General features: G+C 67.2%; 15 protein-coding genes and 1 pseudogene. 8 read left to right on the top strand and 8 right to left on the bottom strand.

The annotated features are described in order from the left end of the window. The first annotated feature begins 63 nt into the window (after nt 1-63). Nucleotides 64-1,191: a PilT/PilU family type 4a pilus ATPase gene (locus OC373_RS10175; RefSeq protein WP_046273783.1), complete on the top strand. Its 1,128-nt coding sequence runs from the start codon at nt 64-66 to the stop codon at nt 1,189-1,191. Between the two features lie 95 nt (nt 1,192-1,286). Here OC373_RS10175 and maiA read toward each other — a convergent pair whose 3' ends face one another. Continuing rightward, the gene (gene maiA / locus OC373_RS10170) at nt 1,287-1,940 is read right to left on the bottom strand and encodes a maleylacetoacetate isomerase (protein ID WP_070426557.1); all 654 of its coding nucleotides are present in this window, start codon (nt 1,938-1,940) and stop codon (nt 1,287-1,289) included. Nucleotides 1,941-1,960: 20 nt separating this feature from the next. Further along, nucleotides 1,961-2,950, bottom strand: coding sequence for a fumarylacetoacetate hydrolase family protein (locus OC373_RS10165; protein WP_046273781.1), 990 nt, complete (start codon nt 2,948-2,950; stop codon nt 1,961-1,963). Between the two features lie 443 nt (nt 2,951-3,393). On the opposite strand from OC373_RS10165, the gene OC373_RS10160 reads away from it, so the two are divergent. Then, a complete protein-coding gene (locus OC373_RS10160) occupies nt 3,394-4,782 on the top strand; it encodes a DEAD/DEAH box helicase (protein ID WP_070426556.1) in 1,389 nt (462 codons plus the stop codon). 138 nt (nt 4,783-4,920) lie between these two features. Here OC373_RS10160 and OC373_RS10155 read toward each other — a convergent pair whose 3' ends face one another. The 4 genes and pseudogenes from OC373_RS10155 to OC373_RS10140 form a co-directional block, all read right to left on the bottom strand. Further along, a complete protein-coding gene (locus tag OC373_RS10155) occupies nt 4,921-7,224 on the bottom strand; it encodes a TonB-dependent hemoglobin/transferrin/lactoferrin family receptor (protein WP_261997648.1) in 2,304 nt (767 codons plus the stop codon). 174 nt (nt 7,225-7,398) lie between these two features. Beyond that, nucleotides 7,399-8,250, bottom strand: coding sequence for an EF-hand domain-containing protein (locus OC373_RS10150; RefSeq protein WP_261997647.1), 852 nt, complete (start codon nt 8,248-8,250; stop codon nt 7,399-7,401). A gap of 288 nt (nt 8,251-8,538) precedes the next feature. Beyond that, nucleotides 8,539-11,102: pseudogene (locus OC373_RS10145) on the bottom strand (M14 family zinc carboxypeptidase). Between the two features lie 124 nt (nt 11,103-11,226). Then, the gene (locus OC373_RS10140; RefSeq protein WP_070426554.1) at nt 11,227-13,872 is read right to left on the bottom strand and encodes a TonB-dependent receptor; all 2,646 of its coding nucleotides are present in this window, start codon (nt 13,870-13,872) and stop codon (nt 11,227-11,229) included. A gap of 188 nt (nt 13,873-14,060) precedes the next feature. Here OC373_RS10140 and queD point away from each other — a divergent pair, with 188 nt between their 5' ends. Next, complete coding sequence (gene queD, locus OC373_RS10135; protein ID WP_046273820.1) at nt 14,061-14,414, top strand: 6-carboxytetrahydropterin synthase QueD; 354 nt, start codon at nt 14,061-14,063, stop codon at nt 14,412-14,414. Nucleotides 14,415-14,613: 199 nt separating this feature from the next. Further along, nucleotides 14,614-14,979 (top strand): phasin family protein, encoded by a 366-nt coding sequence (locus OC373_RS10130; RefSeq protein ID WP_070426553.1) that lies wholly within the window; start codon nt 14,614-14,616, stop codon nt 14,977-14,979. Between the two features lie 93 nt (nt 14,980-15,072). On the opposite strand, the gene OC373_RS10125 is transcribed toward OC373_RS10130, so the two are convergent. Together OC373_RS10125 and OC373_RS10120 are read right to left on the bottom strand one after the other, a co-directional pair. Then, a complete protein-coding gene (locus tag OC373_RS10125) occupies nt 15,073-16,539 on the bottom strand; it encodes a HAMP domain-containing sensor histidine kinase (protein ID WP_070426552.1) in 1,467 nt (488 codons plus the stop codon). After that, the gene (locus OC373_RS10120; protein WP_070426551.1) at nt 16,536-17,258 is read right to left on the bottom strand and encodes a response regulator transcription factor; all 723 of its coding nucleotides are present in this window, start codon (nt 17,256-17,258) and stop codon (nt 16,536-16,538) included. The genes OC373_RS10125 and OC373_RS10120 overlap by 4 nt, the downstream gene beginning before the upstream one ends. Nucleotides 17,259-17,403: 145 nt before the next feature. Here OC373_RS10120 and msrB point away from each other — a divergent pair, with 145 nt between their 5' ends. From msrB to OC373_RS10100, 4 genes are all read left to right on the top strand, one after another. Continuing rightward, nucleotides 17,404-17,910: a peptide-methionine (R)-S-oxide reductase MsrB gene (msrB, locus tag OC373_RS10115; protein ID WP_070426550.1), complete on the top strand. Its 507-nt coding sequence runs from the start codon at nt 17,404-17,406 to the stop codon at nt 17,908-17,910. 36 nt (nt 17,911-17,946) lie between these two features. Beyond that, entirely contained in the window at nt 17,947-19,707 is a 1,761-nt protein-coding gene (locus OC373_RS10110; RefSeq protein ID WP_261997646.1) for a cytochrome c biogenesis protein DipZ, read from the top strand. 11 nt (nt 19,708-19,718) lie between these two features. Beyond that, entirely contained in the window at nt 19,719-20,462 is a 744-nt protein-coding gene (gene msrA / locus OC373_RS10105; protein WP_070426548.1) for a peptide-methionine (S)-S-oxide reductase MsrA, read from the top strand. 154 nt (nt 20,463-20,616) lie between these two features. Beyond that, entirely contained in the window at nt 20,617-22,047 is a 1,431-nt protein-coding gene (locus OC373_RS10100) for a PLP-dependent aminotransferase family protein (protein ID WP_261997645.1), read from the top strand. Nucleotides 22,048-22,050: the final 3 nt, after the last annotated feature.

Here is a 22,050-nt window from a genome sequence, read left to right as displayed (position 1 = left end):
ATTGTCGGAAGCCTGCGGTGCGCTTGCAATGGCAAGCCGCTGATTGTTGGGGAAACATTTCGCATGGATATCGGCTATTTCCTGAAGCTGATGACCGAAAAGAACGCGTCGGACATGTTCTTGACGACCGGAGCACCGGTATACATCAAGATCGAGGGGAAACTCTATCCGCTGGGCAATACCGGGTTGCCGCCCGGGATGGTCAAGAAGATCGCCTACTCGCTGATGGATGAGGGCCAGGCCCCGCAGTTCGAGCGCGAGCTCGAGCTCAACATGGCCATTGCCCTGCCCGACGCCGGGCGCTTCCGCGTCAACGTGTTCAAGCAGCGCGGCGAGGTCGGCATGGTGATCCGCGCGATCCGCAGCAAGATCCCCAGCATCGAAGAACTCAACCTGCCCCAGGTCCTGAAGGACGTCATCATGACCCCGCGCGGGCTGGTGTTGGTGGTCGGCTCGACCGGCTCGGGAAAGTCGACCTCGCTGGCCTCGATGATCGACCACCGCAACAGCACCACGACCGGGCACATCCTCACCATCGAGGACCCGATCGAGTACCTGCACAAACACAAGATGTCGATCGTGAACCAGCGCGAGGTCGGGCTGGACACGCACACCTTCCACGACGCGTTGAAGAACGCGATGCGTGAAGCGCCCGACGTGATCCTGATCGGCGAGATCCTGGATGCGGAAACCATGGAGGCGGCCATCGCGTTCGCTGAAACCGGGCACCTGTGCCTGGCCACCCTGCACTCCAACAACGCCGACCAGACCATCGAGCGCATCCTCAACTTCTTCCCCGAGAGCGCACACCGCAACGTGCTGATGAACCTCTCCCTGAACCTGCGCGCGGTCGTCTCCCAGCGCCTGGTCAAGGGCAAGGACGGGCGCCGCCTGCCGGCCACCGAAGTGCTCATCAACACGCCGATGATCCGCGACCTGCTGCGCCGCGGCCAGGTGCACGAGATCAAGGCGGCGATGGAGGCCTCGCTGGAAGAAGGCATGGAGAGCTTCGACCAGTGCCTGTTCCGGATGGCCAAGAACGGCATCATCGAGCAGGAGGAGGCGCTGCGCGCGGCCGACTCGCGCGATGGCCTGGCGTTGAAATTCCGGCTGTCCGAAGGCGGCAGCGAACACGATCCGTACGCGGATTACTCGGCTGCCTCCGCCCCGGCGATCACGCACGGGTTCTAGCAGTCCCCCACCGTTGGTGGGGGCAATTGACACGGCGCATCGACCAACGGTCGATGCCTACCCGTCTCCCCGCGTCGATCTGTCGATGCCCACCGTCATCCTGCGTCGATCTGATGCTCGGGCCTGGCTGCATCGAATGCCGGCAGGGCCAGGCACGCGGCTTCGATACGCTGCAACGTCGGGTACGGCGCCAGATCCAGCCCGAACCGGTGCGCGTTGTACAGCTGCGGCACCAGGCAGGCATCGGCCAGGCCGGGCTGGTCGCCATGACAGAACGTACCCGTCCTGGCATCGCCGGCCAACAGCGTTTCCATCGCCGCGAACCCCTCCGCCATCCAGTGCAGCGTCCACTGGGTGCGTGCCTCGGCGCCGGCCTGCAGCGTGCGCTCCAGATACTGCATCACCCGCAGGTTGTTGAGCGGGTGGATGTCGCAGGCCACCAGCTGCGCCAGCGCACGCACCCGTGCCCTGCCCTCCGCATCGGCGGGCAGCAACGGCGGGGCCGGGAACACCTCGTCCAGATACTCCAGGATCGCCATCGACTGCTGCAGCACGCGCTCGCCATGGCGCAGGGTCGGTACCAGCTCCTGCGGGTTGAGCGCGGCATAGGCCGCGCCGTGCTGTTCGCCGCCCTCGCGGACCAGGTGCACCGGGGTGATCCGGTGCGGCAGGCCCTTGAGATTCAGCCCGATGCGCACGCGGTAGGCTGCGCTGGAGCGCCAGTAACTGAACAGCTCGATCGGTTCCATGGCGGTCTCCCGGCCAGTGCTCAGGGCTTGGCCGCCTGCTCGATGCGCTGTTCGATCGCACCGAAGATGCTCTCGCCGGCCGCATCGAACATCTCGATCCGCACCACATCGCCGAAGGACATGAACGGCGTGCTCGGCTTGCCATCGCGCAGGGTTTCCACGGTGCGCTGTTCGGCGAAGCAGGACGCACCCTTGCTGGTGTCCTCGTTGGCGATGGTGCCCGAGCCGACGATTGCACCGGCGCCCAGCGGACGGGTCTTGGCGGCGTGCGCGACCAGCTGGGCGAAGTTGAACTGCATGTCCACGCCGGCTTCCGGCGCGCCGAACCATTCCCCATTGATATGGGTGAGCAGCGGCAGGTGGACCTTGCTGTCCTGCCAGGCGTCACCCAGCTCATCGGGGGTGACGAACACCGGTGACAGCGCCGAGCGCGGCTTGGACTGCAGGAAGCCGAAGCCCTTGGCCAGTTCGCCCGGGATCAGGTTGCGCAGCGAGACATCATTGACCAGGCCGATCAGCTGGATATGGCCGGCAGCCTGCTCCGGCGTCACCGCCATCGGCACGTCGTCGGTGATCACCACCAGCTCGGCTTCCAGATCGATGCCGTATTCCTCGCTGACCACCTTGACCGCGTCGCGCGGGCCGTAAAAACCGGCACTGGTGGCCTGGTACATCAGCGGGTCGGTGTAGAAGCTCTCCGGCACTTCGGCGCCACGGGCGCGGCGCACGCGGGCCACGTGCGGCAGGTAGGCGCTGCCATCGACGAATTCATAGGCACGCGGCAGCGGCGCAGCCAGCGCCTGCAGGTCGATGTCGAACACGCCGTCGGCGTCGCCATCGTTCAGCGATTCGTACAGGGCATTCAGGCGCGGGGCCAGGTGGCTCCAGTCTTCCAGGGCCTGCTGCAGGGTCGCGGCGATGCCGGTGGCGCGCACGCCCTGGCGCAGGTCGCGCGAGACCACGATCAGGGTGCCGTCGCGGCCGCCTTCCTTCAAAGAACCAAGCTTCATGGGTGGGTATCCGGGATCGCGAAAATAGGTTTCAAGTGTAATCAAATGGTTGGCGGACCGACCAGCTGCACCGCCGCATCGCCTTACCGTAATGCATTGCCTACGCGCAGGAGCAGCCACGCATGGCGTGGCGCTATCGTTCCGCCCCCTCCTCCCAAGCTGAACAGGGAGGTTTGGTATGGGTCTCAAACATCCGTTAGACTATCGGGGTCTGCAGCGGCCGTCCGTTTCCCTTCGGGATCGCCGGCGATATGGATCAACGATCCGTCGCCCGCCCCCACTCCGACGCCATTCGTCATGCATTCCAGTCTTCGCACCGCGTCGACTGCACCCAATTCTCGCAGCGCGGTTCACGGGAACGCTCCGAGTCAGCCGATCACATTGATCTGCCTCGCGTCCGGCCATTCGGCCTGGCGTTACTTTGTCTTTGGAGCTTCCACCCGATGTCTTTTGAATCCTTGGGCCTTGCCCCGTTCCTGCTGCGCGCGTTGACCGAGCAGGGCTACGATACCCCCACGCCGATCCAGGAGCAGGCCATCCCGCTCGCCCTGGAAGGTCGCGACCTGCTGGCCGGCGCACAGACCGGTACCGGCAAGACCGCCGCCTTCGGCCTGCCGCTGCTGCAGCACCTGGGTACCAACCCGCAGGCCGTCAATGGCCCGCGCAAGCCGCGTGCACTGGTGCTCGCCCCCACCCGCGAACTGGCCACCCAGGTACATGACAGCCTGCGCGGCTACAGTAAGTATCTGCGCATCCCGAGCGCCTGCATCTACGGCGGCGTCGGCATGGGCAACCAGTTCGACGTGCTGCGCCGTGGCGTGGACCTGCTGGTCGCCTGCCCGGGCCGCCTGATCGATCACATCGAGCGTCGCAGCGTCGACCTGTCCGGCATCGAGATCCTGGTCCTGGACGAAGCCGACCGCATGCTCGACATGGGCTTCCTGCCGTCGATCAAGAAGATCCTCGCCAAGCTGCCGCGCCAGAACCGCCAGACCCTGCTGTTCTCGGCCACCTTCGAAGAGAGCATCAAGCAGTTGGCCCTGGAGTTCATGCGCGATCCGGCGCAGATCCAGGTGACCCCGAAGAACACCGTCGCCGAGACCATCACCCACCGCGTGCATCCGGTCGATGGCGCGCGCAAGCGCGAACTGCTGCTGCACCTGCTGGCGCAGGACAGCCGTGAGCAGACCCTGGTGTTCGGCCGTACCAAGCATGGCTGCGACAAGCTGGCGATGTTCCTGGACAAGTCCGGCATCAAGACCGCGGCGATCCATGGCAACAAGAGCCAGGGCCAGCGCCTGCGTGCCCTGGGTGACTTCAAGGCCGGCCGCGTGACCGTGCTGGTGGCCACCGACATCGCCGCGCGCGGTATCGACATCAACGAGCTGCCGAAGGTCATCAACTACGACCTGCCGATGGTGGCCGAGGATTACGTGCACCGCATCGGCCGTACCGGCCGTAACGGTTCGACCGGCCAGGCGATTTCGCTGGTGGCCCAGGACGAAGCCAAGCTGCTGCGCCAGATCGTGCGCCTGCTCGACAAGGACATGGACATCCGCGACGTGCCGGGCTTCGAGCCGCAGACCCCGATCCGCTGGGGCAACAGTGCGCCGGGCAAGGCCGAAGTGCCGGGTGGCGATCGTTCGCCGCGCAAGCATGCGCGTCGTCCGCACAGCGAGGCCCCGCGCCACGCCCATGCCGGCCCGAAGAAGGCCGGTGGCGGCCAGCGTGATGGCGCCGGTCGCGGTGCACCGCGCGGTGGCCAGCCGCAGGGCCAGCGCCGTGGCGGTGCCGGTCGCAGCCAGGGTGGCGGCGGCGGTCGCGCCAGCTGATTCCTCCGGGCATCGCTGAAACGCAAAAAGGGCGACGCATCTGCGTCGCCCTTTTTTGTGTGTCTCGGGAGCCGGCCAGCGGCCGGCACTACCGGCCCGGTCGTTGGCGCCTGTCCGGCAGTGGCTCGGCGCCCCGACTCAGAAACTGTAGGCCACCGTGATCCGCGCATTGCGGCCGGGCTCGCTGTAGCGGCCGATGCCCTCATCGTTGACGTAGCCGTACAGCGTGTTGGTGCCCTTGTTGATGTTGCGCACGCGCTGCCAGAGGTAGTACTCCTCATTGGTCAGGTTGTAGATACCGGCGCTGAGCTTCCACTGCGGGGTGACGTTCCAGGTGCCGTACAGATCCAGCACGGTGTAGCCATCGGCCTTGTCGACGAAGGCGGGCGTGATGACCTTGCCGGTGGCGTCGGTGGTGTAGGCGTCCTTCGCTTTCTTGGCCACGGCGTGGGTCACGCTGGCGGTGAGGTTCCACACCGGCGACGGCGCGTAGCGCACGCCCAGTACCGCACTGGCCGGCACGATGCTCTCCAGCGGGTCGCCGTTGCGCTTCTCGCCTTCGCTGTAGGAGGCCGCCAGGCGCGAGGACCAGGCGTCGCTGATCTGCCAGCGCCCTTCCAGCTCCACGCCCTTCACCGTCACTTCGCCCGCGTTGGTCGGCATCGTGTAGTTGCGCGAATACAGCACCGGGCCGGTGGCGGTGGTGCGGAAGCCGCCGGGTACCGACTGGACCAGGTTGGTGTACTCGATGAAGTTCTCGTAGCGGTCGCGGAACACCGACAGGCCCAGCTGCGCGCGATCGGTGCTCCAGCGGTAGCCGAACTCCAGATTCAGGCTCTTCTCCGCCTCCAGGTCCGGGTTGGAGACGGTGTCGTTGAGCAGCAGCGGCTGGCCGTTCTGCGCGTTGATGACCTGGGTGGCGCTGGTCGGCGAATACATGTCCGCCACGGTCGGGGCGCGGAAGCCACGACCCACCTGCGCCCACAGCGCGTGATCGGGCAGGAAGCGGTACTCGGCGCCCAGCTGCCAGCTCGGCGAAGCGAAGCTCACATCGCGCACGGTGCCGGTGCGGTCCACGAAGGTGGCATCCACGTGCGGTGAGTAATCGTAACGGTCGTAGCGCGCACCGGCGCTGAGCGTCAGCCGTTCGTCCAGCAACTGCACGCTGTCGCGCAGGTACAGGTTCCAGGCAGTCACGTCGGTCTTGGGCACCTGCCGCGGGTCGATCTCCACCGAGGCGACCGCGCCGGCCGCGTTCCAGCGCGTATCAACCGCAGTGAAATCGATGTCGCGCTGCTGCCAGGCCAGGCCGTAGACCACGTCATGGCGCGCGCCGGCAGTGGCGAAGACCTTGCTGAAGTCGGCCGCGGCGCGGTCCAGGGTCTGCTTGGTCGAGCGGTTCTCGCTGCGCAGGCATGGCGTCGTGCCGCCGGGGCAGCCGCTGCCGGCCACGATGGTGGTGATGCCACGGCTGTCGGTGACCTGGCGGTCCAGCTGTGCATCCAGCGTATCGAACAGCGCGTTGTCAGCGCGCCACTGGTAGTTCACCCCGTAGCGGTCACGGTCGTTGGTGTCATGACCTTTGCGCGACAGGTAACCCGGCGCGTAGACGCGCGAGAGGTTGTCCACGTCGTTGGTGGCGCGGCCACGCTCGTAGAGGAAGCCCAGCGTGTTGGCCTCGTCGAGCTGCAGGTCGAGCTTGCCCAGCAGGTTGTCGCGGGTGCTGTCCACCGGATCCGGCGTGCGGCGACCGACCCCGATGCGGTCGTTGGTGGTGTCATACCACGACTCGGATTCATGGCCTTCGCGGCGGGTGTAGACCAGCATCGATTCGACGATGCCGGTACGGTTGGCAAAGGTCAGCGTGCCCATGGTTTCGTCATTGGCACCCGAGTAACCCGCCTTGAAGCCCAGGTGGGTGTCGTTGCCGGTGGGCGTGAGGTAGTCGGCCGGGTCCTTGGTGGTGAACACCACCGCACCCCCCAGCGCACCGCTGCCGGCGCTGATCGAGTCGGCGCCCTTGATCACGGCCAGGCTTTTGAGGGTATCGATGTCCACATCGCCGCGGCCACCGCGGAAGAACTCGTAGGACCGCGCGGTTTCCACCGATTCGCCCAGGCTCAGGCCATCGACGGTGATCGCGACGCGGTCGCTTTCCAGGCCGCGGATATTGAAGCCGTTGTCGCCGAAGCGACCCATGTCCACGATGCTGACACCGGGGATGTAGCGGATCGCTTCTTCCATCGTGTTGGCCATCTCGTTGTCGAGATCGGCCGCGGTAAGGACGGTGACGTTCTGGTTGGCCGAACGGGTTTTCTTGGCGCGCTCGGCCTGCACGCGCACGGTATCGAGCGTGCTGGCATCGGCAGCGGTTTCAGCATGCACGGTGACGGACAGGCTGGCGCCAACCGCCAGCGCCAGCAGGGTGAGGGACGACTTCATGATCAAGCTCCGCAGGAGGGGAAGGAAATGGCGTGAGGCCGCGGTGGCGGCGGGCCGTTCCTGGCTGCGGCGATCGGTGGATCGAGCGGGGCTGGGGGGCAAGGGCGCGCAGGGGGCGCGCGCCGGGTTCATCCGTGGGTGCAGGCGGGCGACGTGCAGCGCACGTCCAGGCCGCTAGCGGTTGCCGTTGGCCGAGTGCGCGCCGGCGACCGGCTCGGGATCGCGTGCATCGACGATGCCGTCGCCATTGCTGTCGGCGCGGTCGAACATGCGCTTGCCCGAGAGCTGGTACTCGGCAAAGGTCATGCGGCCATCGGTGTCCTTGTCCAGCGAGGCGAAGCGCACGCGGGCCTGGCGCGCGGCATCGGCACGCACACGCTGGCGCTGCTGCTCCAGGCGGCCGCTGAACTCGGCGGTGTATTCGGCCAGCGACAGCGTACCGTTGCCGTCGGCATCGGTGGCGGCGAAGCCCGCGGCACGCACTGCATCGAACTCGTCGCGATCCACCGCGCCATCCTGGTTGCGGTCGTACAGTTCCAGCATGCCGTTGGCGGTGTGCGAGGTCGGCATCTTCAGCGGATCGCGCGAAGACGCCGCGGCCGTCTCCTGCGTGGCGTTCTGCGAGGCCTCGTAGCCGGCCCAGGTGCGTTCGCCGGCGGCATCGTACTCGGCGCGGCTGATCGCCCCGTTCCCGTCGCGATCCAGTGCCTTGAAACGGATGTCGGTCTGGCGCAGGTGGCCGGTGCGCGCGTCGGCCAGGCGCACATCGAAGCGCTGCAGGTACTCATCGACGTATTCCTGTTCGTCGACGTGGCCGTCCTGGTTGCGGTCGGTGTCGGTGTAACGCTGCTTGCGGAAGGCCTCGAACTGGGCCCAGCTGACGCTGTCGGTCCCTTCGGTGGCGAACTGCGCCAGGAAGGCGGCTGCGGTCGGGGACACAGGGGTGGCCTTGGTGGCCGGCTGTGCATGGGCGGCCGGCGCCAGCACCAGTGCCAGCAGGGCCGCGGTGAGCGGGACGATCTTCATGGTGGTTCCCCTGGAGAAAGGACGGTTACGGTTCGACAACGTGGACGCGCAGCGATCAGGCGGGCGGCTTCTCGCGGAAACAGCCGGGCGATCCCGGCGGGCGCCATCCTATTCTTATTGCGAATGATTCGCAATACGGAATTTTCACAAGGGGTGTGATGGGTGTCCAGCAACCGAAAACAGCCGACGTTGGTCGGCTGTTTCGGACGCATTGCAGAGGAGGCCTGCGTGTCACCCCGGGTGTGGTCGGGAGCCGGCCAGCGGCCGGCACTACCGCTGCCGAAGGCGTCAGCCGCGCGGCTTGGTCGGGTTGAGCTGGTTGCCGAAGAAGATCGCGTTCAACAGCAGGCGCTCGGTGCCATGCCAGTACTTGCGGTGCGCCGGGTCATCGGCGAACAGCACCACGTTGCCCTGCCCCTGCGGCGATACCAGCAGCCAGGCCGCACCGGCGACACGGCTGCGGTTGCGCTCGGACAGATACCCATTGACCTTGGGCGCTTCGTCGATGCGTACCACCGTGGAGAACGGGTTGCGGCTGGGCTGGAAGCTCAGGCCGTTTTCCTTGTTCACCGCCAGCTGCCGGCGCGGCACGCCGAAGCCCAGCGGATGCGTGGTGTCCACGTCGGCGCTGAGGATGTTGCCGCTCACGCGCTCGATCGCGGCGATGTCGCGCTGATCGCCAAAGGCGCGTCGTGCCGCCTCCGGTTCCTTCTCCTCCGGCCCCAGCACTTCGTCGCTGAGCTTCTGCTCGATCGCCCAGCGCGCGGCGGTGCCGTAGGTGATCAACGTGCCGCCAGCATTGATCCAGCGCTTGAGCGCGGCCACGGCGGTGGCATCGACGCCACCGTAGGTGCCCCCGGCCAGGACAATGGTGGTGTAGCGATCCAGAGCGACCTTGCCGAGCTGGGCCGGATCGATCTTGCTGGCCGGCAGTTGCAGGTGCTGATCAAGCAGGAACCAGGCCGAGCCGATCTCGGTGGCACTCACGCCCTCGCCCATCACCAGCGCGACCGCCGGCTTGCGCAGTGCCTTGACACTGTCGCTGCCCAGATCGATACCCCCACGGCTCTGCCCGCTGGACAGCGCCTGGATGTGCACGCCACTGCTGCGTGCCGCGGCGTCGACCGCCGCGAGCAGTTCGGCACCGGCCAGCGGCTGGCCCGCCACCGGCACCACCACGCTGCCGTAGCCGAACGACTGCTCGCCCTGCGCGGTGGCTGCCGTGAACGGCTGGAACGCGGCGCGGGTCAGCAGGCCCTTGGCCTGCAGCGCGTACAGCGCGCGGCTGGCGTTGTAATCGCGCCAGTCAAACACGTAGGCATAGCCCGCCTGGCCACCGGCCACGCCACCGTTCGCATCCGGCACGCTGGCCACGCGCTCGCCACCGGCAATCCGGCTGCGGCTGGCGGCGAACGCGACGCCGTAGGCTGGTGCGATCGCATAGGAGGTGCTGCCGTAGAACACATCGCCCTTGATCGGCGGGGTGTCGGCGAAGATCGAATGGACGAGGCGGAACTGCGGCTGCGCGGCCTGGACCACGTAGGCGCTGCCCGGCTCGAAGCGTTGGCCGTCCACCGTCACCGGGGCGCTCAATGCCTGCACGGTGATCTGGTGCTGCAGCAGCAGATCCAGCAGGCGCCGGGTCAGGCCCGGATCGGCCGCGTCGCCGAACACGAACGACTTCACCGGCTGCTGGTTGGCCTGCTTCAGGGCCGACTGGAAGAAATCCTTCTGCAGCTTCAGGAGCCCGTCGCGCTCGGTGACCGCGCCGCGCACGGTGCCCAGGCCGGTGGCCACCTGGTTGCGGATGGTGAAGCCGAAGGTCAGCAGGCCGTTGACCGATTCCTGCACGCGGCCGCGCGAGCTGGCCTGCTCCACGGTCACCCCCACCGCACCGTGGAAGTCCGGGTAGGTCGAGCCATAGACCGGCGAGAAGTTATCGAAGTTCTCCCCGGTGTAGTACAGCGAGCCCAGCGCATCCAGCGACTGTGCGTGGTACTTGGCCAGGGTCTTGTTGAACGCATACGACGAGGCCGGGATGAGCGGGCTGTGCATGCTGGCCGGCGACGGTTCGAAGTAGTAGGTGCTGTCCTTGCCCATCTCGTGGAAATCGATCTGGACGTTGGGATACCACTGGTGGAAGTACGCGATCTTCGGCCGCGTGTCCTGCTGGGTCAGCGCCAGCCAGTCGCGGTTGAGGTCGGTGAAGTAGTGATTGGTGCGGCCCTGCGGGAACGGTTCGACATGTTCCTTGTCGCCGGGTCGGCCGAGGCCGGCGAGGACGCATACGCATTGTGCCAGCTCGCCGCGCGGTCACGCCCGTCCGGGTTCTGCGCCGGATCGAACAGCACCACCGCCTGCTGCAGCCACTGCGCGGTTTCCACACTGCGGTTGGCGACCAGATAGTAGGCGGTGAGCATCGCTGCTTCACCGCTGGAGGTTTCATTGCCGTGCACGCTGTAGCCCAGCCACACCACCACCGGGCTGCTGCCGGCGGCCGAGAGCGGCTGCGCCGGATCGGCCAGGGTGACGTGCTGGCGCCGCAGCGCCTCCAGGTTCTGCAGATTCTGTGCCGAGGTGACCGTGGCGATCAGCAGCGGGCGGCCCTCGTAACTGCGCCCGATCTCTTCCACCTTGATCTTGTCGGAGTGTTTGGCCAGTTCGTTGAAATACGCCACCAGCTGATCGTGCCGCGTGTAGCGGCTGCCGATCTCATAGCCGAGGAACTGCTGCGGGGTGGGAATGGACGGATCGAACTCGCCGCCCTGCGGGAAGAAGTACGCGCTCTGCGCGAACGCTGGCGCGGCCAGCAACCACAACGCGCCCACCAGCCAGGTGATGGGACGTGACACGACACGATGCAAAGACACAGCAGTTCCCCATGAAGCGGGCCGGCATCTCCGCCGGCCCCGTTGGATGCGCACGCTCCGGTGCAGCCAGGTGCCGGGCCGGCGCGAAGGCGACCGGCCCGCAGGTTCAGAAGCGGTAGTCGAAGCCGACCGTGAAGTAGCGGCCGCGCAGGTCGTACTGACTGAAGTCGTACGGCGCGCGGATGCCCGGGAACGAGGCGTCGTACGGCGGTTCCTCATCGGCCAGGTTCTGGATCTTCGCGTACAGGGTCAGCTTGTCGATGCCGGTGTAGCCCACGTACAGGTCGAACTGGTTGTAGGCATCCACGCGGTCCTGCACGGCGGTGGCCGCGGCGCTGGCCTTCTGGTCGTAGCCGCTGGTGTAGTACCAGGTCAGCGCGGTGCGGAAATCGCCATAGCTCCAATCGAAGGTGGTGGTTGCCTTGTTCTTGGGCAGGGTGGCGCCGAGGTTGCTGCCGGCGTAATCCACCAGCGGGCCACCGACCACGGTGGGGCGGCTGTAGTCGCGCACGTGGGTGAAGGCGGTGCTCAGGCCGAAGTTGCCGGCACGCTCGGTCGGGAAGCGCTGGCGCAGTTCGACATCGAAGCCGGATGTCTTCAGCTCGCTCAGGTTCTGATAGCGGTTGTAGACCGCCAGCAGCTTGCCACGCTCATCGCGCAGCACCGCACCGGGCACGTCATCGGTGACCAGGGTCTGGGTGTTGTTGGTGCCTACCAGGTTCTCCAGCTCGATACGGTAGTAGTCCACGCTCAGGCTGGTGTTGGACCACGGCGAGAGCACGATGCCGGCGTTGAAGCTCTTGGTGCGCTCGGGCTTGAGGTCGTTGTTGCCCACGGTGAAGAAGGTCGGGTTCTGCCGCGAGCCCGGCACGTCCGGATCGCGCGGATCGATCACGCTGCCGTAGGCGATGCTGGTGCTGTTGGAATTCTCCGACAGCGACGGCGCACGGAAGCCCTTGGAGGCGGCCGCGCGCACCAGCAGGATGTCCCACGGCTGCCAGCGCAGGCTCAGCTTGGGCGAGAAGGCATCGCCAAAATCGCTGTAATGATCGGCGCGCGCAGCGGCCTGCAGCTCCAGGCGCTCGGCCAGCGGCACGTTCACTTCGGCATAGGCCGCGGTCACCTTGCGCTCACCGTGCACTTCGGCGATCGCCGGGCGGATCTGCAGGCCCGCATCGATCTGCCAGGGGTTGTTGGAATCGAGTTTTTCGCGGCGCCACTCGGCACCGGCGGCAAAGCCGATCTCGCCGGCCCAGGTGTGCCCGATCGCACCGGAGATCTTGGCATCCACGCCCTGCAGCACCGACTCGGCCGGGCGCAGCGTGCTGATGTTGATCGCGTTGAGCACGTCCTGCGGGGTGGCCGCGGGATTGAGCAGGTTGTAGCTGCCGGTGGCCAGCGCATCGGCCAGCGCATAGCGATTGGCGAAGCCGCCGGAGACGGTCTCGCGCTCACTGCTGCGCGCACCGAATGCACCCACTTCCCAGTCCCAGTTCTGCAGGCTGCCGCGCAGCCCGACCAGGCCGCGGTAAGCCTGCGAGCGGTTGGTCTTGATGGTCGCACCGAGGTTGAAGAAGGTGTACTCGATCGGCACGGCGCGGCCGTAGGGGTTGTAAGGGCTGCTCGCCGGCAGATTGGAGGAGACCGGCTCGGCCAGCCCGGTATCGGCGTTGAGCGCGAAGCGACCGCTTTCCAGGGTGAAGAACGGGCTGCTGCCGAACCAGGAGACGCCCTTGATGTCGCTGTAGAGCACTTCACCGAAGGCTTCGACGTTGTCGTTCACCCGGAAGGTGCCGTTGACATAGGCCTGGTAACGCTTGGTCGAGGGGATCAGCGTGGTGTACGGCGCCTGGTTGAAGCCGCAGGTGTTGCCGGCCAGGCCATCGATCGGCGCGCTGGCGACCAGGGTGGTGCCCTCCGGGCAGTTGCCGTTGGAATCGAGCATCGGCACCGAGGTGCCGTTGACCAGATACCGCGCGCCCTTGGCCGACCAGCCGTTCCAGCGGCCGCCGGGCTTGTCGGTGTAGATGCCCGACTTGGTCAGGTCGCGCTGGTCCTGGTCCAGGCGCTCGCGGTTGTAGCCTTCCAGGCTGACCAGGATGTTGTAGCCATCCGTGTCCAGATCACCGATACCGCCGATGAACTTCAGGTTCTGCTCGTCCAGCCCGCCCTGGTCGGCGGTGCCGAGGCTGCCACCGAGTTCGGCGCCTTCGAAATTCTGCCGGGTGATGATGTTGACCACGCCGGCCACCGCATCGGAGCCATACACGGCCGACGCGCCGTCCTTGAGCACTTCGATGCGCTCCACGGCGACCAGCGGCAGCGCGTTGAGGTTGACGAAGGTGTCCGACAGGCCGCCGGCCGGGAAGCCGTAGTTGGCCAGGCGACGGCCGTTGAGCAGCACCAGCGTGTTCTTCTGCGACAGGCCGCGCAGGCCGATGCCGGCCGAACCGGAGGCCCAGCCGTTGTTGGTGGTTTCGTTGTTGGCGTTGCCGGTGTTGGCCGAGATCGAGCGCAGCAGGTCGGCGACGGTGGCCTTGCCGGTCTCCTCCAGCTGCTGGCGCTCGATCACCTGCACCGGGTTGGCCGACTCGGTATCGGTGCGCTTGATGTTGGACCCGGTGACCCGTACGGCGGCGAGGGTCTTGCTGTCGCCGGCGGCGGCGGCATCGGGGGCGGCGTCGGCGAACGCGGTCAAAGGCGTGGCCAGAGCGACGGACAACGCCGCTACAAGAAGAGTGGGCTTGGGCATGAACTTCAGTGGGGTGGTGGACGACAAGTTCCGCAGTAGTCCATGTCTGGCTGAACCACGGCCAATAACATCTCTTCATACGGATATAAGAGAAACTAACATCTCTTCATCCGGATGGAAATGTTTTCGTTAGCAACAATTAACGGCCTGGCGCTGCCGCACCCCCGGCCCACCGCTACAATGCGGCCATGGAAATCTTCAAAGTCTTTACCCTCGAGGCCGCTCACCACCTCCCCAATGTGCCGCCGGGCCACAAGTGCGCGCGCCTGCACGGCCACTCGTTCCGGGTGGAACTGAAAGTGGAGGGCGAGCCAGGTGAGCAGACCGGCTGGATCATGGATTTCGGCGACGTCAAAGCCGCCTTCCAGCCGATCTATGACCGCCTGGACCACCACTACCTCAATGACATCCCCGGTCTGGAGAACCCGACCAGCGAGCGGCTGGCGGTCTGGATCTGGAACGAACTCAAGCCGGCCCTGCCCGAGCTGAGCGAAGTCACCGTGCACGAAACCTGCACGTCCGGCTGCCGCTATCGCGGTTGATTGGCGGCGCGCGGGTGCACAGCGCGGTAGAGCCGACCGTTGGTCGGCTGTCCGCCGGTCATCGCGGCCCCCGACCCATGCAACCCATTGATCGGAAAGCGGTTCAGGTGAAACCGGACCACAACTGGCAACGAAATGTTGCAATGCAATATTTTCGGCGTATGCTGCATTGCATCAACGTTCTCGAGCCGTCCTGACCATGGCGTCCGCGTTCACCGATTCCTTCAGCGACTACACCCGCCAGCTGGCCGCCACGGCCACGCGCGCCAACCGGCTCGCGCTGGAAAATGCCGAAAGCATGTTCGGGGTGCAGTTGAAGACGCTGGAGAAGAACATCACCGCCACCAGCGGGTTCTTCGGTGAAGTCGTGCAGTCACAGGACTCCGGCACGCTGCAGTCGCTGCTGCCCAAGGGCGCGCAACTGGCACGTGACAACCTCGCCCGTTGGACCAGCGCTAGCCAGGAAGTGGCCGGCCTGGGGTTGAAGGCCTCCGAAGCCTTCAGCGAACTCGCCCGGCAGCCGTTCGCGGCCGCCACGCCCAGCGCGGGCAAGACCCGCGGCTGAGCCGGACAACATCGAATTTGCGTGGGTCCCTCCCCCCACGCAATCCCAGACCCGACAGAACCCTCCCTCTGTCGGGTCTTTTTTTGGGCGCTGTTACCGCGCCGCCGGCAACGAGAACACGAACAACGCCCCTTCCGGGCTCTCCAGCAGGCGGATCTCACGCCCGTGCAGCTGCACGATGCGATGCACGATCAGCAGGCCCAGACCACCGCTGTCCGGCCGCTGGCTGCTCAACGCCGGCATCGCGGTAAACAGGGTGGCGCGGCGTTCGGCGGCAATGCCCGGGCCGGTATCGGCCACGCTGACCTGCACCTGGCCATCGGCCGCGCGCAGGGTGACCGTGATGCGCCCGCCTTCCGGCGTATGGCGGATCGCGTTGTCGAGCAGGTTGGTCAGCACCCGCTCGATCAATGCCAGGTCCGCGATCACCGGCGGGATACCCGGCGGAATGTCGGCGCTGAGAGTCTGCCGGCGCGACTCGGCCGCCAGCTCGAATTTCTGGAACACATCCTGGATCAGATCCGGCAGCGAGAACGCCTGGCGGTCCAGTACGACACCGCCGTGTTCGAGCCGGGCCAGCTCGAACAACGCCTGGGCCAGGCGCCCGACCTTGTGGCTCTGCGACAGCGCGATCGAGAGATAGCGCTGGCGCTCGTCGGCGCCCAGCGTGGCGTCTTTGAGGGCCAGCGTTTCCAGATACCCGTGCAGCGAGGACAGCGGCGTGCGCAGGTCGTGGGAGATATTGGCCACCAGCTCGCGCCGCTGCAGGTCCTGTTGGCGCAACTGTTGCCATTGCTCGCCCAGGCGCTGGGCCATGTGACCAAAGCTGTGCTGCAGGATGGCCAGTTCATCGCGCTCGCCGCTGCGCAGCGGCGCCGGCGGCGGGGCGGCATCGGGGGTGGCGGCATCGACATCGAAGGACTGGATGCGCCGGGTCAGCTGGCGCAGCGGGCGGGTGACCCAACGGAACGCGACCAGGCCGGCCAGCAGGCCCACCACCGCGACGATCGCCAACGACCACAGCGTGGTGCGCAGCGTACTGTTGGCGGCGATGTTGGCCGCCAGTGCTTCGCGCTGTTCACCGACCAGCACCACGTAGATGTAGCCGGCCTGATGCCCCTGCACCCACAGCGGCGCCGCGTTGAACACCTTGCGGCCAGTGGCGCTGCGCGGGTCATCGCCGAGGATCGGCAGCGGCTCGTCGCGCAGCAGCGCCTTTACCGGTGCCAGATCGACCCGGCTGCGCTTGAGATGACCGTCCGGAGCATCGTGGCCGAGGATGCGGCCCTGGTCGTCGAGCAGGTATACCTCCACGCTCGGGTTGACCGCCATCAGCTTGCCGAACAGCGCGCGCACTTCGCCGTTGCGCATGCCGCGGCCATCCATCAACTCACCACTGCGCGCGATGTGTTCGGCCAGCCCGCGCGAGAGGCGCTGTACGGTTTCCTGCTCATGCACCGTGGTGCTGCGCATCTGGATCCACACCAGCGCGCCACAGCACAACAGCAGCAGCGCGAAGAACACCGCGGACAGGCGCTGCGACAACGTGAGCCGGATCATGCGCCGCCCCCTTCGTTGCCATCGACCAGTTTGTAGCCGCGCCCCCAGACCGTCTGGATGCGCTGCGGATTGGCCGCATCGCGCTCGATCTTGTTGCGCAGCCGGTTGATGTGGGTGTTGACGGTGTGTTCGTAGCCGTCGTGCTGGTAGCCCCAGACCTGGTTGAGCAGGTCCATGCGCGAATACACCTGGCCTGGGTGACGGGCGAAGAAGTAGAGCAGGTCGAATTCGCGCGGGGTCAGTTCCAGTGGCCTGCCCTCCACCTGCGCCGTGCGTGCGACCGGGTCGATGCGCAGCCCGGCCACCTCGGTTTCACCGGCATCAATGCGCGCGTTCTGCGCCATCGCTTCCACGCGGCGCAGCAGTGCTTTCACGCGGGCGACCAGTTCCAGCATCGAGAACGGTTTGGCCAGGTAGTCATCCGCGCCCAGCTCCAGCCCCAGGATGCGGTGCACTTCGCTGGCGCGCGCACTGGTGATGATGATCGGGGTGTAGCGCGTCATCGCGCGGGCGCGCTTGCAGATCTCCAGGCCGTCCACGCCGGGCAGCATCAGGTCCAGTACCAGCGCGCTCCAGGGCTGGCCTTCGAGCAGGGCCAACCCCTCGTCGCCGGTGGCGGCATGGGTGACCTCATAGCCCTCGTCGCGCAGGTGCATGCGCAGCAGGTTGGCGATGTGGACATCGTCTTCGACGATCAGGACACGCTTGGCGCTGCTCATCGGCTCGGGGGGCGGCAGGAGGGCATGAGGCATTGTCGGCGGATCGCGACCGGAATGTGTCACGGAAAATTTAACCCTGCGTGAGGATTCGTTGACCGGGCCGGGCGCAGCATGGCCGCATCGTTCCCGTACCCGGAGATCGGCCATGCGCTACACACGTCGCAATGTGCTTGGAATGGGTGGCATGGCGGCCGCCGCCGGTCTGTTCGGCCTGACCGCCTGCAGCGGGCCCGCCCCGGCGGCCCCTGCCGCGCCTGCGCGCCAGTTCGAGGTCATGCGCAGCGATGCGCAGTGGCGCGAGCAGCTCACCCCGGGCCAGTACAGCGTGCTGCGCCGGCAGGGCACCGAGCGGCCGTTCAGCAGCCCGCTCAACAAGGAACACCGGCGCGGCACCTTCACCTGTGCGGGGTGCGCGCTGCCGCTGTTCTCCTCCTCCACCAAGTTCGACAGCGGCACCGGCTGGCCCAGCTTCTGGGCGCCGCTGCACGATGCCGTCGGCGAAGACCGCGACACCACGCTGGGCATGGTCCGGGTCGAGGCGCACTGCCGGCGTTGCGGTGGCCACCTCGGCCACGTCTTCGATGACGGCCCGCGCCCGACCGGACTGCGCTATTGCATGAACGGCGTGGCCATGAATTTCGTCGCGGCCTGAGTGCCGCACTCCCCTGCGTCATAGAAGGACCTCTCCATGCTTCTGCTCGTGCTGGCCTACCTCGGTGGCGTGCTCACCATCCTCAGCCCCTGCATCCTGCCGGTGCTGCCGTTCGTGTTCGCACGGTCCGACCGCCCTTTCCTGCGCAGTGGGCTGCCGCTGCTGATCGGCATGGCGCTGATGTTCGCCGTGGTCGCCAGCCTGGCGGCGGTGAGCAGCCAGTGGGTGGCGCAGGCCAACCAGATCGGACGCTGGATCGCGCTGGTGGTGATGGCGGTGTTTGCGCTGGCGCTGCTGTGGCCGGCGCTGGCCGACCGCCTGCTGTCGCCGTTCCAGCGGCTGGGCGCGCGGCTGAGCGCCTCGGCCGATGCGGCCAGTGATGCCGGACGCGGGGGCGTTGGCACCTCGCTGCTGATCGGCATCGCCACCGGCCTGCTGTGGGCGCCGTGCGCGGGCCCGATCCTCGGCCTGATCCTCACCGGCGCGGCGCTGCAGGGGGCCAGTGTCGGCACCAGCGGGCTGCTGCTCGCCTATGCACTGGGCGCGGCCACCTCGCTGGCCCTGGCGATCTGGATCGGCGGGCGTGTGTTCGCCGCGCTCAAGCGTCGCCTCGGGGTGGGGGAGTGGGTACGCCGCGGGCTGGGCATCGCCGCATTGCTGGCGGTGGTCGCCATCGCGATGGGCTGGGACACCGGCGTGCTGACCCGGCTCTCCACGGTCAGCACCGCCAAGCTGGAACAGGGCCTGCTCGACGTGCTGCCAGCACAGGAGCCGGTCGCCGGCGCGGCGATGATGCGTGCCGCTGCGAGCACGCCCGGGCAGCCGCTGCCGGTGGAAGGCACCCTGCCCCCGCTGGCCGGCGCCACCGGCTGGCTCAACAGCCCGCCGTTGGATGCGCAGGCGCTGCGCGGCAAGGTGGTGCTGGTCGACTTCTGGACCTACTCCTGCATCAACTGCCTGCGTGCCATGCCCTACGTGCGCGAGTGGGCCGAGCGCTACCGCGACCACGGGCTGGTGGTGATCGGCGTGCATGCGCCGGAGTTTGCCTTCGAGCGCAATCTGGCCAACGTGCAGCGCGCGGTGAAGGATCTGAAGGTCACCTACCCGGTGGCGATCGACAACGACTTCGCCATCTGGCGCGGCTTCAACAACAAGTACTGGCCGGCCCACTACTTCATCGACGCGCAGGGCCGGATCCGTGCGCATCACTTCGGTGAGGGCAACTACGCACAGTCCGAGCAGATCATCCGCCAGCTGCTGCGCGAGGCCGGCAACACGCTGCCCGGTGACGATGCACCGGTGGCGATGACGCTGGATGGCGTGGCGCGCCAGGCCGACATGGGCAACCTCAAATCGCCGGAGACCTACCTCGGCCATGCGCGTGCCGAGAACTTCGCCTCGCCCGGCGGCCAGCGCCAGGATCAACCCGCCGACTACGCCGTGCCTGCGACGCTGCAGCACAACCAGTGGGCCCTGGCCGGGCGCTGGACCGTGGGCAACGAAGATGCCCGGCTGGAAACGGGCGGCGGCCGCATCGCCTTCCGCTTCCATGCGCGCGACCTGCACCTCGTGCTGGCCCCGGGCGAAGACGGCAAGCCCGTGCGGTTCCGCGTGCGCATCGATGGGCACGCGCCGGGCCCTGCGGCCGGTGGCGATGTTTCCGCCGACGGCGACGGCGTCGTGGATGAAAACCGCCTGTATCAGCTGATCCGCCAGTCCGGCGACGTGCAGGAGCGCACCTTCGAGATCGAGTTCCTCGATCCAGGCGTGCGCGCCTACGCCTTTACGTTTGGTTGAGGAGCCATCGCATGAAGATCGCATTCGACAAACTCGTGGCCGGCGGCATCGCCGTTGCCATCGCGGCACTCACCGCCAGCGTGGTGGTGGGCCTGGATCGGCCCGCACAGGCTGCCGCGGCCGCTGCGACGGTGGCCGTGCCCGCACCGGCCGGCAAGGCGGACCTGCGCCAGCCGGGCGTGAAGCGCGCCCAGGTGGTATTCGCCGGCGGCTGCTTCTGGGGCGTGCAGGGCGTGTTCCAGCACATCAAGGGCGTGGATAGTGCGCTCTCCGGTTACATCGGCGGCAGCGCGGCGAACGCGACCTACCCGCGCGTCGGCAGCGGCGGTACCGGGCATGCCGAGGCGGTGCAGGTGACCTACGACCCCTCGCAGGTGAGCTACGGCCAGTTGATGCAGGTGTTCTTCTCGGTGGCGCACGATCCGACCCAGCTCAACCGGCAGGGCCCGGACCGCGGCACCCAGTACCGCTCTGCGGTCTATGCAGACGACGCCGCCCAGCGCGATGCCACCCGCGCCTACATCGCCCAGCTGCAACAGGCCAGGACCTACGCCGCGCCGGTGGTCACCCAGGTCGACGGCGGCAAGCCGTTCTTCGCCGCCGAGGGCTACCACCAGAACTACCTCACGCTGCACCCCGAATCGCTGTACATCCGTATCAACGACCTGCCCAAGGTGGTCGCGCTGAAGCAGCAGTACCCGGCGCTGTACCGCGAGCAGCCGCGCCTGGTGAGCACCACGATTTCGGCCCGCTGAGCGCGCTCGGGAAGGAGAAAAAACGCACGGCACACAATGCCCTGCCGTGCGCGGGGGAAGTCGCAAGACCGCATGGTAGGCTGGCGCCAGGCGCGGATACAGATGCAGATGACTGGCATCCGCACGGTTACAGATTCTGTGGATGCAGCTGGCGATGGCGACCAACCTCTACCAATCCCTGGCCGATGAAATGGCCGACGCGATCCGCAGCGGTCGCTTGCCGGTCGGCGCCCGCCTGCCCTCGCTGCGCGGGCTGGCCACGCAGCGCAGCCTCAGCCTCAACACGGTGATCGCGGCCTATCGGCAGCTGGAAGACGCCGGGCTGGTGCTGCCGCGGCCCAAGGCCGGCTTCGTGGTCAGCCCGCGCCTGCCCGAACCCACGCAGTCGCTGCGGCAGGCACCGTCGCCGCCGAGCGCACCCGCCCAGCAGGCGATGATGGCGCGCGTGCTGGCCGCGCAGCAGCAGCCGGGCATCGTCGATCTGGCCTTCGCCGGCCCGCGCGGCAAGCGCTTCTATCCCGGCGCGCAGCTGGCCCGCAGTACCGCTCAGGTGCTGCGTCGTGCCGCCACCACGGTGGAGACCTACGCACGTCCCAACGGTGCGGCGCGGTTGCTGGCGCAGATCGTGCAACGTGGGCCGCGGCTGGGGCTGCACACCACGGTGGATCGGCTGGTGCTGACCCATGGCGCGATGGAAGCCCTGCAGCTGGCCCTGCGCGTGGTGACAAAACCCGGAGATGCGGTGGCGATCGAAGCGCCCTCGTACTTCAACATCTACCCGCTGCTGCGCAGCCTGGGCCTGCGCGCGATCGAGCTGCCGACCCATCCACGCGACGGGCTCGATCTGGATGCGCTGGAAGCCCTGCTCGAGGCCGGGGGCATCGCCGCGATCATGGCCATGCCGACCGTGCACAATCCGCTCGGCGGCAGCATGCCGGTGCCGAACAAGCAGCGCCTGGCCGCACTGGTGAATCACTACCAGGTGCCGCTGATCGAAGATGCGGTCTACGCCGAACTGCAGTTCAAGGAGCCGCTGGAACCGCTGGCCAAGAGCTTTGATCGCGATGGCTGGATCATGGTCTGCAGTGGTTTCTCCAAGACACTGGCCCCGGATTACCGGATCGGCTGGCTCGACGGAGGTCGCTTCGCTGCCGATATCCAGCTGCTGAAATTCCATTCCTCCGGCGCCGAATCACGCCTGCTCGGCGATGCGGTGGCCGCATTCCTGGAGGCCGGAAACTACGAGCACCACCTGCGTGGGCTGCGCCGGCTCTACAGCGACCAGGTGGCCCACGTGCGTGGGCTGATCGCCCAGCATTTTCCGTCCGGCACCTCGGCCACCCAGCCGACCGGTGGCTTCCTGCTGTGGGTGGAACTGCCGGCGGCGATCGATGCCGGGGACCTGTTCGAGCAAGCGCTGGCCGAGGGCGTGGTGTTCATGCCCGGCCAGGTGTACTCACGCGGTGCGCGATACCGGCATTGCCTGCGCCTGTCGTGCTGCCAGGAACTGGATGCGCGCTTCGTCGGTGCCATCGCCACCGTCGGCCGGCTGGCCAACGCGCTGCAGGCGCGCGCGGCGGGCTGACGC

Origin of the sequence: Stenotrophomonas sp. Ste96, assembly GCF_024519495.1 — a bacterium.
In the GTDB taxonomy this organism is placed as follows: Bacteria; Pseudomonadota; Gammaproteobacteria; order Xanthomonadales; family Xanthomonadaceae; genus Stenotrophomonas; species Stenotrophomonas bentonitica_A.
Note: the sequence above shows the minus strand (reverse complement) of the source record. Positions and strands in the feature narration are given on the sequence as shown.